Origin of the sequence: Natrinema gari JCM 14663 (genome assembly GCF_000337175.1) — an archaeon.
In the GTDB taxonomy this organism is placed as follows: Archaea; Halobacteriota; Halobacteria; order Halobacteriales; family Natrialbaceae; genus Natrinema; species Natrinema gari.
In genome coordinates this window covers 25,763-39,821 of the sequence record NZ_AOIJ01000033.1, presented here as the reverse complement: position 1 = coordinate 39,821, position 14,059 = coordinate 25,763, and the positions used below count along the sequence as shown (strand labels likewise).

At 60.3% G+C, this 14,059-nt stretch carries 13 protein-coding genes and 1 pseudogene; 12 read left to right on the top strand and 2 right to left on the bottom strand.

The genetic code is table 11. The annotated features are described in order from the left end of the window. The first annotated feature begins 179 nt into the window (after window positions 1–179). From C486_RS03225 to C486_RS03210, 4 genes are all read left to right on the top strand, one after another. A complete protein-coding gene (locus C486_RS03225; protein WP_008452995.1) occupies window positions 180–878 on the top strand; it encodes a helix-turn-helix domain-containing protein in 699 nt (232 codons plus the stop codon). Window positions 879–1,282: 404 nt separating this feature from the next. Beyond that, complete coding sequence (locus C486_RS03220; RefSeq protein WP_008452993.1) at window positions 1,283–1,846, top strand: DUF7344 domain-containing protein; 564 nt, start codon at window positions 1,283–1,285, stop codon at window positions 1,844–1,846. Window positions 1,847–2,217: 371 nt separating this feature from the next. Continuing rightward, on the top strand, window positions 2,218–2,949 hold the full coding sequence (locus C486_RS03215) for a GNAT family N-acetyltransferase (RefSeq protein ID WP_008452991.1): 732 nt from the start codon (window positions 2,218–2,220) through the stop codon (window positions 2,947–2,949). A 142-nt stretch (window positions 2,950–3,091) separates the two neighbouring features. Next, complete coding sequence (locus C486_RS03210) at window positions 3,092–4,270, top strand: redox-regulated ATPase YchF (protein WP_008452988.1); 1,179 nt, start codon at window positions 3,092–3,094, stop codon at window positions 4,268–4,270. Window positions 4,271–4,691: 421 nt separating this feature from the next. On the opposite strand, the pseudogene C486_RS22755 reads toward C486_RS03210, so the two are convergent. Continuing rightward, window positions 4,692–4,898: pseudogene (locus C486_RS22755) on the bottom strand (AsnC family transcriptional regulator); the annotation flags it as partial. 278 nt (window positions 4,899–5,176) lie between these two features. Here C486_RS22755 and C486_RS03200 point away from each other — a divergent pair. The 7 genes from C486_RS03200 (at window position 5,177) to C486_RS19955 (ending at window position 11,342) form a co-directional block, all read left to right on the top strand. Beyond that, window positions 5,177–5,575 (top strand): hypothetical protein, encoded by a 399-nt coding sequence (locus C486_RS03200; protein WP_049910077.1) that lies wholly within the window; start codon window positions 5,177–5,179, stop codon window positions 5,573–5,575. A 4-nt stretch (window positions 5,576–5,579) separates the two neighbouring features. Continuing rightward, window positions 5,580–6,002 carry a universal stress protein gene (locus C486_RS03195; protein ID WP_008452982.1) on the top strand — a complete coding sequence of 141 codons (423 nt, stop codon included), beginning with the start codon at window positions 5,580–5,582 and terminating at the stop codon, window positions 6,000–6,002. Between the two features lies 1 nt (window position 6,003). Further along, on the top strand, window positions 6,004–6,741 hold the full coding sequence (locus tag C486_RS03190) for a potassium channel family protein (RefSeq protein ID WP_008452981.1): 738 nt from the start codon (window positions 6,004–6,006) through the stop codon (window positions 6,739–6,741). Window positions 6,742–6,859: 118 nt separating this feature from the next. Then, window positions 6,860–8,377, top strand: a complete 1,518-nt coding sequence (locus C486_RS03185; RefSeq protein ID WP_049910101.1) for a TrkH family potassium uptake protein — start codon at window positions 6,860–6,862, stop codon at window positions 8,375–8,377. A gap of 124 nt (window positions 8,378–8,501) precedes the next feature. Beyond that, window positions 8,502–9,170: a potassium channel family protein gene (locus tag C486_RS03180; protein WP_008452977.1), complete on the top strand. Its 669-nt coding sequence runs from the start codon at window positions 8,502–8,504 to the stop codon at window positions 9,168–9,170. Continuing rightward, window positions 9,170–10,303 (top strand): universal stress protein, encoded by a 1,134-nt coding sequence (locus C486_RS03175; RefSeq protein WP_008452976.1) that lies wholly within the window; start codon window positions 9,170–9,172, stop codon window positions 10,301–10,303. The genes C486_RS03180 and C486_RS03175 overlap by 1 nt, the downstream gene beginning before the upstream one ends. Before the next feature lie 790 nt (window positions 10,304–11,093). Continuing rightward, window positions 11,094–11,342: a hypothetical protein gene (locus tag C486_RS19955; RefSeq protein WP_008452974.1), complete on the top strand. Its 249-nt coding sequence runs from the start codon at window positions 11,094–11,096 to the stop codon at window positions 11,340–11,342. A gap of 35 nt (window positions 11,343–11,377) precedes the next feature. Here C486_RS19955 and C486_RS03170 read toward each other — a convergent pair whose 3' ends face one another. Continuing rightward, window positions 11,378–12,238 carry a UbiA family prenyltransferase gene (locus C486_RS03170; RefSeq protein ID WP_008452972.1) on the bottom strand — a complete coding sequence of 287 codons (861 nt, stop codon included), beginning with the start codon at window positions 12,236–12,238 and terminating at the stop codon, window positions 11,378–11,380. Window positions 12,239–12,333: 95 nt separating this feature from the next. On the opposite strand from C486_RS03170, the gene C486_RS03165 reads away from it, so the two are divergent. Continuing rightward, complete coding sequence (locus C486_RS03165) at window positions 12,334–14,022, top strand: thiamine pyrophosphate-binding protein (protein ID WP_008452970.1); 1,689 nt, start codon at window positions 12,334–12,336, stop codon at window positions 14,020–14,022. The last annotated feature ends 37 nt before the right edge of the window (window positions 14,023–14,059 follow it).

The following is a 14,059-nucleotide window of genomic DNA, read 5'->3' as shown; positions in this document are numbered from 1 at the left end:
CGAAAGGATGAGATGAGACGGGTTCGTGACTTTCTTCAGAGAGTGTCTGACGACCGCGTCTTTCCCGATTGATTAGCAGCGGTGATCAGTGGGGTGAAATGACAGTCACTGGGATTGGGTTGCGGGAAAGGCTACCGGTAACCAAATCCGTCTATACGTCTTTGTGGTTGAGTCCGGTGATGACCACAGTCGTCGAACTCGGGATTTCGGCTGATCGGCTCGGACTCGCCCGCACGTTCGATCGCGTGTCGGCGTTCGAATTCCAGATCGGCGGCATGATCGGTGGCTCCCCACCGCTCGTCTGGGCGACCGGCGGCGATCGAGAGACCGTTCGGCGAGCGCTCGAGTCGGACCCGTCGGTCGACGTGATCGCGAGCGTTGCCGACGACGGCGGGAAGGCCACGACCGATACCGGGACGGCTACTGGCTTGAACGATCGCTGGCTGTTCCGACTCGAGTTCGGGGAGGGCGTGAAACTGTTCGAGCAAATCGTCACGGAAAACGACGGCGCGATCCTGACGGCCCGGGGACGGGAGGAGCGATGGATGGTGAAACTACTCTTTCACGACCGAGAGTCGGTATCGGCGTGTCACGACCTCCTCGAGCAGTACGAGTTCGGAGCCGATGTCACCCGGATCAGTGGGATCGACGACCTCGCGAGTGCACAGACACCCCTGACGGAAACGCAGTACGAGACGATTTGCAAAGCCCACGAACTCGGCTACTTCGACGTGCCGCGGGGAGTGACCCTCAAGGAGTTGGCGGCGGAACTAGACATCTCACACCAGGCGCTGTCGGAGCGGCTGCGTCGGAGTCACGCTGCCCTCGTCAGTGCGGAACTGTCCGATCGCAGCGCACCGATGGAAATCGACCTCTGAGACGCGGTAGCAGACCGTCGGTGCCTCGGGGACCGTCAGACACCGACCGAACTCAGTGGCTGTCTATCCTATTCTACCGCTGTTTTAGCTATATATGGTGCATCTACTCGCCAAAGTGGCTGCATTTGAGCCAATGAATAGCCTTATTACTGCACATGACGATAATTAGATGTCGGCGTGGTGCCGACCGACCGGCGCACCGAGCGTGCCGTAAGCGCCGGTGGATCACCCGTGCTCACATCCGGAGTCGCGGTCGCTCGTGGCTGTGTGGCTGCGACACTACCGGACGGCTGCTGGGTCGTCTCGCGACCCGGTCCCCGTTCGACTCGAACGAGTTATTTTCAACTCAGATACAGGTCCGTGGTTTTATCTGTTACGCTGAAATACACGACCTCGAGAGAGAAGTGATCGGACGAAGCCCAACGGGAGCCATCGACGAGGCCGCTCGAGCGGTCGAGCAGGGGACTCCGTCGGACCTATCGTTGGACGATGTCTACCACCTCCTCCAGACGAAACGGCGTCGGGACGTCCTCCGATACCTCCGCGGGGCGGACGGACCGGTTCGGTTGCGCGAACTCGCCGAACAGGTCGCCGCCTGGGAGCAGGACACGGCGGTCGAGAACCTGAGTTCCGACGAACGCCAGCGGGTCTACATCTCGTTGTATCAGTCGCATTTGCCGAAACTCGACAACCACGGGATCGTCGACTACGACAAGGATCGGGGACGGGTCGAAGCGACCCCGCGGCTCTCGCAGTTGGACTCGTATCTCGAGCCCCCGCGGAAGACGGGTTCGCCCGACCGGTGGCCACAGCGATACGCGGCGACAGTCGGTCTCTGTTGGCTGCTGATCTGTGGTATCGGGGCGGGGATCGTTCCGATCGCCGGCCTCGCCGGCGCGGGGATCGTACTCGCCGCGGTGACCGCCGTCACGGTCGCACACGCGTGGTCGACCATCGTTCGCCGGTAGTCTCCCGACGGCGGCCGCGATCCGTCCGCGAGAAGTCGATCACAACACTCGAACACGGGAGCCAGACGACGACCGTCAGTCGGCGCGGGAAGTGACTGCCGTGGTCGGATCGGCGGACCGCTCGAGGAGCCGATGGGCGGAGCCGCCGGCGACCGGGGCACCACTCATCTCACGTATCGAGTGGATGCCCCTCCGGGAGAAGTCCCCCCGCCTGTACTAGTTGTCGTCTTCAGTCAGGCCCATCGAAGCGCCGCTTTCAGTCGGACCTCCGCCCCGTCGTGTTCTGACCGACCCCTCATCCGCTCCGCGGAGCACAGCCCACGGGTGTCGCTCGGCCAAGCATTAAGTATTGTCGAGTGGTAGCGCGTGCCATGGCATCGACCAATACACTCGAGTTCGGTCATGCGGACCGCAGAGAGATCTACGAGTACGTCGAGCGACACGGTGCGGTCGACCCCGACGAGACGCGAGCACGACTCGGACTCGATCCGAGCGGATTCCGCCATCACGTCGCGATCCTCAAGCGGGATGGCCGAATCGAGGCGGACGGCGGGACGCTCAGGGTAACGATCGACGCGGGTGCCGCGGAGGAATACGTCTCCGCGGACCTCGAGTTCCACATTCGACCGGCCCGACAGGAAGACCTGACCGGGATCGTCGGTGCGATCAGACAGGTTGCCGAAGAGAAGACCTACATCGAGGCCGAGACCGTCGCCGACGAGATCGACCACGAGGAGGCCCTGCTCCGACACAACGAACTCCAGTCGCGGATGTTCTTCGTCGCCACGGTCGAAGACGACGTCGTCGGCTGGGTTCACCTCCACGCCCCGGAGGTAGAGAAGCTGAGCCACACCGCCGAACTCACAGTCGGGGTCTTGGAGGACTACCGTGGCCACGGCGTGGGTTCACACCTCCTCTCGCGGGGCCTCGAGTGGGCCGGCTCGAACGGCTACGAGAAGGTCTACCAGAGCGTGCCGTCGACAAACGAGGAGGCGATCACGTTCCTCGAGGAACACGGCTGGGAAACCGAAGCGGTCCGCGAGGACCACTACAAACTCAACGGCCACTACGTCGATGAGGTGATGATGGCCGTCGAACTGTAGCTCCTTCTCGGTTCGATTCGTCGGGTTGCAGACGCGCGCTCGCCAGTCTCAGGACCGTTCCCTCGTTGCGACCGCGTCGCTCGCGGCGATCGGCACCGGTCGAATCGAAAGACAATTCCTGTCGACGGCGCTACGCCAGAGCATGCTTTCGATCGCACTTGCCGGGAAACCGAACGCCGGCAAGTCCACGTTCTACACGGCGGCGACGATGGCGGAGGTAGACGTCGCCAACTACCCCTTCACGACGATCGACGCCAACCGCGGGGTGAGCTACGTTCGGACCACGTGTCCCTGTCTCGAGCGCGAGGAGCGCTGTAACGCCGAGAACTGCGAGGACGGCAAGCGCTACGTGCCGATCGAACTGCTGGACGTGGCTGGACTCGTCCCCGGCGCTCACGAGGGGAAGGGGCTGGGCAATCAGTTCCTCGACGAACTGACGAACGCGGACGTGATCGTCAACGTCGTCGACGCCTCCGGTGGCACCAACGAGAAGGGCGAACCCGTCGACATCGGCGACCACGACCCGCTCGCGGACATCGACTTCATCGAGGAGGAGATGGACCTCTGGCTTGCCGGCATCGTCGAGCGCAACTGGGAATCCGTCGAGCGCAAGTCCCGCTCGCCCGATTTCGACATCGACGACGCGCTCGCGGACATGCTCTCGGGCTTTGGCGCGTCGCCCAAACAGATCGCGATGACCCTTCGGGATCTCGACTATCCCGATGACCCGATCCAGTGGGAGGACGAACACCGCGAAGCGCTGGCCCGTGATGTCCGACAGCGAACCAAGCCGATCGTCGTCGCGGCGAACAAGATCGACGTTGCACCCGCGGAGAACGTCGAACGCCTGCTCGACCTCGATAAACCGGTGATCCCGACGACCGCGGAAGGCGAACTCGCCCTGCGCCGGGCCGCCGACAACGATCTCATCGAGTACGATCCCGGCGACGAGACGATCGCGATCGGGGACGGCGTCAACGACGCCCAGCGTGGGGCCCTTGAGGACCTCGCGGACACTATGGCCGAGTGGGGCGGCACTGGCGTACAGGCGGCGCTCGATCACGCTGTGTACGACCTCCTCGAGCACCTCACCGCCTATCCGGTCGAGGACGCCTCGAAGTGGTCCGACGGCAGCGGCAACGTCTTGCCCGACGCCTTCCTGCTGCCCGACGGGTCGACCCCGGTCGACCTCGCCTACAGCGTCCACTCCGACATCGGCGACGGCTACCTCCACGCCGTGAACGCGAAATCGAACCGCGAGATCGGCGAGGAGTACGAACTCGAGGAAGGCGACGTGATCAAGATCGTGAGCACTAACTAATACATGGCCAGATTTTATCGGTGTTTGGAGCGACCAGATAGACCGGCGTACTTCTACTTACTCTAGCGGCTGTACGTAGTCGGCTTGCCTAGGTTGCAAGTCCGCGTTGCGGTAGAACCGGCGTGCGCCCTTAATCTGTCATCCGCAGGGCGATTTGAGGTCGTCACACCCTCGCGAGCGAGTTCTTTCATACTTCGACGACCGCCGCCCCGTGGCCTTGATTCTGCTCACCCCCGTCGATAGCGAGATTCACGATATGGAGGTACTGCGAGTATTTCCGGGTAAGATGTGACCCTCGCAGAGCGTGACGAAGCCGAAAGTCTCACCATCGTGGACGATGAGGGAGTCGGTGATGTCTTCTTCGTTGAGGTGAGTGGGGAAGGCGTCTTCGATGGGTCCGTCGGTTACGTCCGCGTCGAGTTCGTTCAGTTCGGACGTGCAGTATGCCGGACGCGATCAGACCTTCTCCATTTGCCTTTTTGAGTGTTTTGCCAGCGATAGGCGCATCGTCCTTCACGATTACTTCGACTACGTCGGCGGCACCAGCCAGCCCTGCGACACCTGTGACGGGTGATGTCGCCTCCTCATCCTTTGGACCAAACTGTGCGTACGGGCAGAAGTATTCCTTCTCTTTAGAGAATTCGCTCGTCGGTTCCATCGATTCCTTCATTCATTCTTATATTCGAGAATTGGTTCCCAATCTTCCTTTAATATTCTCGACTTTATCGATCATTTCCATGTCGATAAACTCTATCAAGTAGCTAACGTATGGCGGTGAAACGGCGTTCTACTGTCTGTACGAAGTGATATATTGGATCGAACGATTAGAATATGTATGGTCTATACACAAACGATTAGAAGAAATATGCGGAAATTATTTATCGATACGTTGCGGATCGGAGAGTGATGAGCATACCGACAGATGATCAGGAGCCTCCGGATAGACTCCTTGAGATCCTCAACGAGTTGGACGCACCAACTCTTCGCGCGGTTCGTAAGTACGCTGAACAGCGACTCGACGATCTTCGACCTTCTCTCCGAGAAATGATCCGTTCGGAGGCGAAGGGTGAGATCATCGATATCGAGAACTGTGGAACAGATACCCTCGTCCGGAAGTATCCGCCATCCCAGAAGAGTTCTGAGCAATCCACACAACCGCTCTCCATCTACAGCGTCAGGCGTGAGAAGCAACTGGACGGTGAAGAAACGCTCCACTGGACGTTCCTGGGAGACGTTCCGAAGCAATCCACTGTCGAGTGTGAGTACCGCGGTGAGGGGATATCTCACGATAACGAGGGTGCGTGATTTAATGAGTCACTTCCTCACGGCTCATCTCGTCGTCCCGGTCGCCAACGCGGAGGATGCTCGAGCGACCGCGACCGCCCTCGAAGAGTGTCCGTATAACCGGATCACAGTCGTTCACGTCGTCGAGAAAGGTGGCGGCGTACCCGATAAGATACCGCTCGAACAGGCGCGGTCGAGAGCGGAAGACTCCTTCGCTGCCTTCCGAGAAATCGTTCCCAATGTCGAGACGGAAATAACGTACGCCACGGATGTTGTCAAGGCGATCAACGAACTCGCGGTCGAACTGGAGGTCGATGCCATCGCGTTCCGACCTCGAGGTGGCAACCGCATCGTGCAGTTACTCGCTGGTGATAAAGCGCTCCGGCTTGTGACTGAGGCAGAACTGCCGGTCATCGCTGTTCACGACGGAGCGGAGGTGAATCACTGAAATGCATGTCATCATCGTCGGAGCGGGAGGCATCGGAACGCCGCTCATCGACATCGACACTCGCTCGGGCAACGAAGTCGTCGTGATCGAGCGCGACGACCAGCGGGCGAGTACGATCACGAGCGAGTACGACTGTCTGGTTCTCAATACCGATGCGACGACGAAATCATCGCTGATCGACGCGGGGGGTAACCGTGCGGACGCGTTGATCTCTACCACCGATCGAGACGCGACGAACATCATGGTGTGCTTGCTCGCTGCCGGGTTGGAGGTTCCCGGCGTCGTTTCGGTCGTTCATAACCCTCAACATATGGGGATCTTCGAGCGGATCGGCGTCAATACCATAGAGAATCCGCAGCGCCTCATCGCCGAATACCTCTATCGAGCCGTGAAGCGTCCGACGATCGTTGACTACATGCGTATCGGTGACCGTCCAGAAGTGTTTGAGATCGATGTCGGCCCTGACGCACCGATCGCTGATCGGACCCTTCACGAGGCGGGCGACACCGGTTTGCTCGGCGGTGATGTTCTCATCGTCGCGATCGAACGCGATGGTGAGGGCGAACCGATCACCCCCCGAGGCACTACTCGCATTCGCTCGGGTGACCGGCTGACCGTCTACTCGGAAACCGGGGCGATGGCCAAAGTTACCGACGTATTCGGACAGTACGAAGGTCACGGCAACGCGGATCTAGAATCGATTCCCGAAGAGTTCTGTAACAGTTTCAACGATGTCTGATTACGAAGCAGCTACGATATCGGCAGGTCGGCGGTTCACCTTTGCGACAGCTACGAAAACGATCTTCAGAGACGTTGGCGCTCTTCAGGTTCTCATCGGCAGCTCAATGCTCGTCCCGATGCTCGTCGCATTCCTCTACCAAGAATGGTACACTGCACTTGCGTTTCTGATCGCAGCAGGAATCACTGTACTCGTCGGTGGAGGCGCGTACAAACTGAGCGAAGACGCCCCCGAACCGCAACGACATCATGCCATGATCGTCGCGGCGCTCGGCTGGGCCGTGACAGCGTTCTTCGGCGCGCTCCCGTTCGTCATCGCGGCCTACATTACACCACCGGTGGTCCTCGAGTCCTTCGTTCCCGCTGGATCGAACTACCACTCGAGTCTCCTGTACTTCCGGAATCCGCTGCACGCGTTCTTCGAGAGCATGAGCGGGTATACCACAACGGGACTGACGATGAGCGTCCGAGAGCCGTCGGTCGGACACGGCTTCCTCTGGTACCGCTCGCAGATGCAGTGGATCGGCGGTGCAGGAATGATCGTCCTGTCCCTGGCGATCCTTCGACAGCCCCACGGGACGGCGGGGATTTCACTGTATCAGTCGGAGGGACGGAGCGAGAAACTCCGCCCCAGCATCGTCGGGACCGCACGAGCGATCTGGAAGGTTTACGTCGGGGTGACCGCAGCTGTGGCGGTGTATCTCGTGGTGGCAACGTTCCTCGTCCAACCCGGATACGGCATCGAAAACACGCTCTTCGACGCGATCAATCACGCGATGACCGGCCAGTCTACCGGCGGATTCAGTACGCTCGATGATTCCATTGCGGGTTACAACTCCTATGCGATGGAACTCATTCATATTCCTGCGATGGTTACGGGAGCGATCTCGATTCCCGTCTACTGGGGAGTCCTCTCCGAGCGAAATATTCGAGACTTTACTCGTAATCCTCAGGTTCGGATGCTATTCGGGATGTTCGCCGTCGGTGTCGTCGTCTTGACGGCGTTTCTCGCCCGGTGGGTCGGTGTTCCATACGACGGTGACCCAATAGGGTACATCGGACGAGTAGCGACGAGTCAGGCGTTCCGCGACGGCCTGTTCCAGTTCATCAGTGCACAGACGACCACCGGATGGCAGACGTCTGCCATCGGCAATTGGAACGACGGAGCGGTCATGTCCATCGTCCTCGGAGCGATGCTGATCGGTGGGTGCGCTGGTGCGACGGTCGGAGGGATCAAGATTATTCGTGGCTACATCATCGGTCGTGGACTCCGCTGGGAGGTTTCTCGCGTGTTCCTCCCACGACACGCGATCCAGGATCTCCGAATCGGCCAGCGGACGTTCACAGTTGACGAAGCGAACGACGAGATTCGGGCTGCGGCGACCTTCGCGTTCATCTATCTGCTCCTGTTAACCGCCTCGCTGTTCGTGCTCTTGACGGTTCTGCCGTCGGAGTTCACGCTCGCGGACGCGATTTTCGAGGTGGCGACCGCACAGGGGACCGTCGGCCTCTCCGCCGGACTCACCGGGCCGGAAATGCCGGTCATCGCGGAGAGTCTGTTCATCCTCCAGATGTGGATGGGGCGGCTCGAAATCGTTCCAGTCCTCGTCCTGATAAACAGCATCGTCAGGCGGTGATCCACATGCACTACTTGATCCCTTCCAGTAAGCCAGTTCTCGACGTTCCTGGACCACCACCGCGCCGTTCAGGATCACCTGCTAGCACCGTCTATCAATTATCAGACATACCTTGCAAATCCCAATGTACATCATCGTTGTCGGCGCAGGCCGCACCGGAAGCAAAGTCATCGAATTAGCGACCCAAGACGATCACGAGGTAGTCGTCATCGAACGAGACCAAGACCTCGCCGAAAAGGTGAGCGCAACGTACGACTGCATGGTCATCAACGCTGACGCTGCCTCCAAGCAGATACTCCTCGAAGCGGGTGTGGAGGAGGCTAGCGCACTCATCTCCACGACGGAGAACGACTCAGTAAATCTCATGATCTCCATGCTCGGCAAACAGTACGGTGTCGAGACGCTCGTGAGTTCGATCAACGATCCCCAACATATGGATCTGTTCGGTGATCTCGGCGTGAACATCGTCGAAAGCCCGCACGAACTCAACGGGCAGTATCTCTACCGGACTGTTCAACGGCCCGCTATCCGGGATTTCATGGAAGTCGGCGGTGGTGCCGAAATATTTGAGTTGACCGTGGAGGCGGACGCTCCAATCGCCGGACTCAGTCTGATCAACGCCGACTCGGAGGGCCTCCTTCCCCAAGAGACGGTTATCGTAGCGATAGTGCGGGATGGTGAACTGCTCATTCCGCGCGGGGAATCAGCCATCCAAGCAGGCGACACCGTGACGATGTTCGCTAAAAACGGTGCGAGTGACCAAATCACGGATGCATTCACGAGGTCATACTGATGTCGAACAGTTCTCCTGATGTCCCGATCACAGCGCCAGCGCCGTCGTCGGAGTCGGAGGTGGACGCGTATGGATACGACGGGGAAGTTATCCATCAGCCTGATTACTCCATCGTAGTACCTGTTATCGACGATCCGCTTGATAGCAGTGCTGGAATCAACGCTCGTCGGTTCCTTCAGACTGCAATAGCCTTGGCAGCGGATAACGACGGTCGAGTCGTTCTGCTAGGAATTGCAGAGGTGGATGATAAAGCCACGCTCAAACAGATACGAGAGTACGCTTCTTTAGGAGGCATGGCAGAAGGTCAAGAGCAGTCGGCTCCAGAACTCGTCATAGAACGTCAAAGCCAGTTAGCGCAGGTGGTATCCATTGCAGGAGAGATTAATCCGAACGTGCCCGTACGCGCTACGGTACAGACGGTGACGAATACGACACAGGGTATTCTCGACGCTCTCGCTGGCAGAAGTGAAACAGCTGTACTCCTCCTTCAGGGAACCGGGTTCGACAAAAGCTGGTTGCTCGGAAAAAACATGATTGAGACAGTGATCGAGGAGGCAAACTGTGACGTGTTTGTAGAAAACGTTGGCGTTCAAGAAGGGACGGACGCATTATACGTTCCGGATATCGAAGACCACACTGTCGCTTCTCTATCAGAACCGGTGGCCAAAACGATCGATTCGATACTGCTTCCAGTAGGAACCGGACCGCATGCAGCGCTTGCTTCAGAGGCGGCTCGTGCGGTAGCTCGAGCATCCAATGCTTCAGTTACGGTCCTGCACGTTATCCCACCGGATGCATCTAGTAAGAAGTGGAATGACGCGAAGGGACTGCTGAAGTTTGCGGAGTTCGTGCTTGGCTCTGACGCTGAGTCGGAGACGGAACTGAGGGAAGCAACTGACCCGGCTGACGTTATCATCCAGGAAGCAAAGAACCATGACTTCACGTCTATTGGTTCGCCCGAACGGAAATCCGGGCTTTGGGACCTCGTATTTACTCCGGTGCAGGAGGCGCTTGCTGACCGAAACGACGTGACTGTCCTCATGAGTCGTGATGCGGATCGGACCATGCGGTCACTCTATTACCGGTATAAACAGGCCATAGGAGATGAAGAATCCGACGGCAACTCCGAATAGGGGGAACAACAAACTATCATCTATCTAGAATTAACTTCTACTTCATCACCTGAAAACCATCCTGGCCTGTAATCAGATGACCGTGATAACAAGAGGTGCAGTGTCCGCGTGTCCGAGTTGGGGTAGTGGAGATCCTTCAGTCTGTGTAGGCTGAGAGGCGTAGTTCGATTCTCGGACTCGCTTTTTGAAAGCTCTGCTTAGATCCTCTTTTGCCGGGGAATCTGTTGATGTCTGCGACGCCAGCCTCACCCCCCGGCAAAACCCGTTGATGCCGTCAGAACGCAATGTGTTCTGAGTGCTAATCAGAACGCTTAACGATTTTGATGAGGCTAAAAAGTCGCCGTCACGGAGTTTTACCTCGTTCCGGAGGTGAACCGCTCGCCTTGTTCATACGGATACGTAAAACTGTCCACAGTGCATTATTTACGTGATACGCTCCGGTCGGTACGAGTCACACGCTCGGTCCCGCCTCATCTCAACTGAGTACTGGAGGTGTTTGTGCCGATGGAAGAGAGTAGGTGGTAGTCGGCACGGTCAGCCAGCACCTTTCAGCCCGCGTGGTTTCCACGTGTGGCTACCATTGACAGACCCACTCCGTTTCTCTGATACTTGTGTACGGGTGGTATTGCACCCGTAGCGACGCTACTCTGTCCGATAACGTGTGAATCAGGTCGCACTATCTGGGATCGCGAGCAGAGTCGTCACTGAGGGGCGATAGCCATCCGGCCGGAGTCTCACAACGGCTGTCGGGTAGAGATGACTATTTGCTCACTGTCGACCTATATCGACTATGACGCCCCGTCCAACCCGTGTTTCCGATCCCAATCGTAAGCGAACGACGGCACAGTTGGCCGTCCTCACCGATCGACTCGAGGCGACGGAGCGTCGCCAGCAGCAATTACAGAACACGCTGGCCGGGCTCGCACGGGAAGTTGGCGTCTCCATCGGCTGTTTATGCGGACACTGTGACGAGAGTCACACGCTCATTAAGGACGACACGATGTACTGTCCGAGATGTGGCTACCGGCGATCGATATAGCCCCTCTCGAGAGTACGATAGTCCGAACGGGTTGTTCACATAAGACTCCCAAGAGGATCGAACCGAACCGCGGCCACGAGGACGGCGAGGAAGACGTAGGAACCCCGAACGAGCAACATGGTCGCGAGTTCGGGACCGGCCCGCCGCGCGACGGCGGCGACTGCAGCGAAGGCCAGCGCAGCGAGCAGCGCCGTCAGCGGGAAGACGCGAGCGACGGCGAAGACGACGACGGCCGCCAACGCGACGGCCATCAACCCGTACGCGATATCGTAAGCACGACTGGGGCCGACCGCCACCGCAACGGTTCGCTTCTCGATCGACCGGTCGTAGGTGTAGTCCTGTGCGTCGTCGATCACCTTGACCCCGGAGAGCAACGCGAGGAAGACGCCGGCGAATCCGAGCGGGACGACGGTGATCGTTCCCGCCTGCACGTAAAACCCACCGAGTACGGAGAGGGCGATGCCCAGCGGGTAGCCGGTCGTCGCCGTCACTGGGTTCGTGTCGAGTTGCGGTGCGTGGTAGTAGGCGATCAGCCACGTCGGGACGACGACCGCCAGCACGAGGGCATCGACCAGCGCCGCGAGCAGGAGACAACAGCCCGCGAACGTCGCCGTCGACGCCGCGAGCCCGAGCCGACAGCCGCGTTCGGTCAGCGGGTGGTCGTCGTCCTCCCCGCGGACGTAGAAGTCGACGTAGCCGTCCTTGACGTGGGCCGTGTAGACCGCCGCGAACATCGCGAGGACGTGGACCGCTGCGAGAACCGGATCGACGTTCCCCGCGAGGATCGCCCCGAACAGCGACGCGGCGATCGGCGGCGTCATGAAGACGGGATGGACCTGGGACCAGTACGCTCGAGCGATCGTGCCCGACCCCGTCCCGTCTCTCGCGAGGGCCATACCGGGACGACAACGAACTGACGGATAATACCCGGGGCAGGCGCTACGGTTCCGAAACACTCAATTTGATGTGGTGTGCCGTGCCACGAGCGAGCATGACGGACGAATATACCGGCGCGGATCTCTTCACTGACGCTCTGGAGGCCTACGGCGTCGACTACGTCTTCGGCAATCCGGGGACGACCGAACTGCCGATCATGGACGCGATCGGCGACAGCGACCTCGAGTACCGCCTCGGGCTCCACGAGGACATCGCGGTCGGGATGGCTGGCGGCTACGCCCAGCGGCGTCGCTACCACGCCCATCACGACGACTCGATCACGCCGGTCGGCGTGGCGAACCTCCATATCGCGCCGGGGCTGGCCCACGGGCTGGGAAACCTCTATGCGGCCAAGATCGCCGGCGCGCCGCTGGTCGTGACCGCGGGCAACCACAGCACCGACTTCCGCCACGAGGAGCCGATCCTCTCGGGTCGGCTGGCCGACATGGCTCGTGCGTTCTGTAAGTGGTCCGACGAAGTGCTGAACGTGGAAGCCCTGCCGACGATGCTCCGACGGGCGTTCCGGGTCGCGATGACGCCGCCGACGGGTCCGGTCTTCCTCGGTCTCCCGCTGGACGTGATGCTCGCGGAGACCGACGCCGAGCCCGAACGACTGGGCCCGATTCCCAGCGCCGGCAGCGGCGATCCCGGCCAACTCGAGCGCGCGGCCGACCTGCTGGCCGAGGCCGACGAACCGGTACTGGTCGTCGGCGATCACGTTGCCCGCTCCGGGGCTGACGCCGTCGCCGCGGCGGTTGGCCTCGCGGAGGCGACGGGGGCCCGCGTCCACGGCGAGATCCTCGCCTGCGAGGTGGACTTCCCGACCGGCCATGAGCAGTGGGTCTCCTACCTGCCGACCAACGGGGACTTGGCCGCGATGCTGATGGATACCGATACGATCTGCTTCGCGGGCTGTTCAACGAACACGACGCTGACCCGCCACGAGGAGGCACTGGTCGATCCCGACACGACCTGCATCCACCTCTCCGACGACAGCTGGCAGGTCGGGAAGAACCAGCCCGCCGACGCGGCCGTGATCGGCGACCCGGGGCTCGTCATGCAGGACATCGCCGAGCGCGTCCAAACGAGGCTCTCCGAGGACGTCGTCGCCGATCGTCTCGAGGGAGTCGCCGAAGTCAAGGAGATGGTCGAGACCCGGATGGCCGGCTCCGGCGAAGCCGAAGGGGACGACCCACGGGCCTCGAAAGTCCAGTTGGTCGACGCGATGGAGCGAGTCGCGGGCGACGCCGCGATCGTCGACGAGGGTGTCACCTCGAAGTACGCCATGCTGACGCGGTGGGATCTCGCGCCGGAGCAGTACATCTCGAACAAGGGCGGCGGTCTCGGGTACGGGTTACCGGCGGCGGTCGGTGCCGCCGTCGCCGAGGCACAACGCGACGAGCCCCGCGACGTGGTTGGCTTCATCGGTGACGGGTCCTACCAGTACTATCCCCACTCGATCTACAGCGCCGCTCGCTACGGGCTGGACCTGACGGTCGTCATCTCGGACAACCGCAACTACCGGATCCTGAAAGACAACACGCTGCACATTATGGGCGGCGAGGAATCGGACTACGAGTTCGTCGGAATGGACTTCGATCCCGCAGTCGATCTGGTGAAAAACGCCGAGAGCCACGGTGCGCGTGCCGAACTGGTCGAGACGCCCGACGGAATCGAGGACGCGCTCGAGGCGGCACTCGCTCGCGAGGGGCCGGACGTCCTCGACGTGCTCGTCCACGACTGAGTCCCGGCCGCGCTACGGCCGTCGGTATCGGATCGGG

Bases quoted from the DNA above. Each gene is read 5' to 3' on its own strand.
- C486_RS03225 (WP_008452995.1), top strand. From the start codon at position 180: ATGACCACAGTCGTCGAACTCGGGATTTCGGCTGATCGGCTCGGACTC.
- C486_RS19955 (WP_008452974.1), top strand. From the start codon at position 11,094: ATGACGCCCCGTCCAACCCGTGTTTCCGATCCCAATCGTAAGCGAACG.
- C486_RS03165 (WP_008452970.1), top strand. From the start codon at position 12,334: ATGACGGACGAATATACCGGCGCGGATCTCTTCACTGACGCTCTGGAG.
- C486_RS03200 (WP_049910077.1), top strand. From the start codon at position 5,177: ATGAGCATACCGACAGATGATCAGGAGCCTCCGGATAGACTCCTTGAG.
- C486_RS03185 (WP_049910101.1), top strand. From the start codon at position 6,860: ATGCTCGTCGCATTCCTCTACCAAGAATGGTACACTGCACTTGCGTTT.
- C486_RS03175 (WP_008452976.1), top strand. From the start codon at position 9,170: ATGTCGAACAGTTCTCCTGATGTCCCGATCACAGCGCCAGCGCCGTCG.
- C486_RS03195 (WP_008452982.1), top strand. From the start codon at position 5,580: ATGAGTCACTTCCTCACGGCTCATCTCGTCGTCCCGGTCGCCAACGCG.
- C486_RS03215 (WP_008452991.1), top strand. From the start codon at position 2,218: ATGGCATCGACCAATACACTCGAGTTCGGTCATGCGGACCGCAGAGAG.
- C486_RS03190 (WP_008452981.1), top strand. From the start codon at position 6,004: ATGCATGTCATCATCGTCGGAGCGGGAGGCATCGGAACGCCGCTCATC.
- C486_RS03180 (WP_008452977.1), top strand. From the start codon at position 8,502: ATGTACATCATCGTTGTCGGCGCAGGCCGCACCGGAAGCAAAGTCATC.
- C486_RS03210 (WP_008452988.1), top strand. From the start codon at position 3,092: ATGCTTTCGATCGCACTTGCCGGGAAACCGAACGCCGGCAAGTCCACG.
- C486_RS03170 (WP_008452972.1), bottom strand. From the start codon at position 12,238: ATGGCCCTCGCGAGAGACGGGACGGGGTCGGGCACGATCGCTCGAGCG.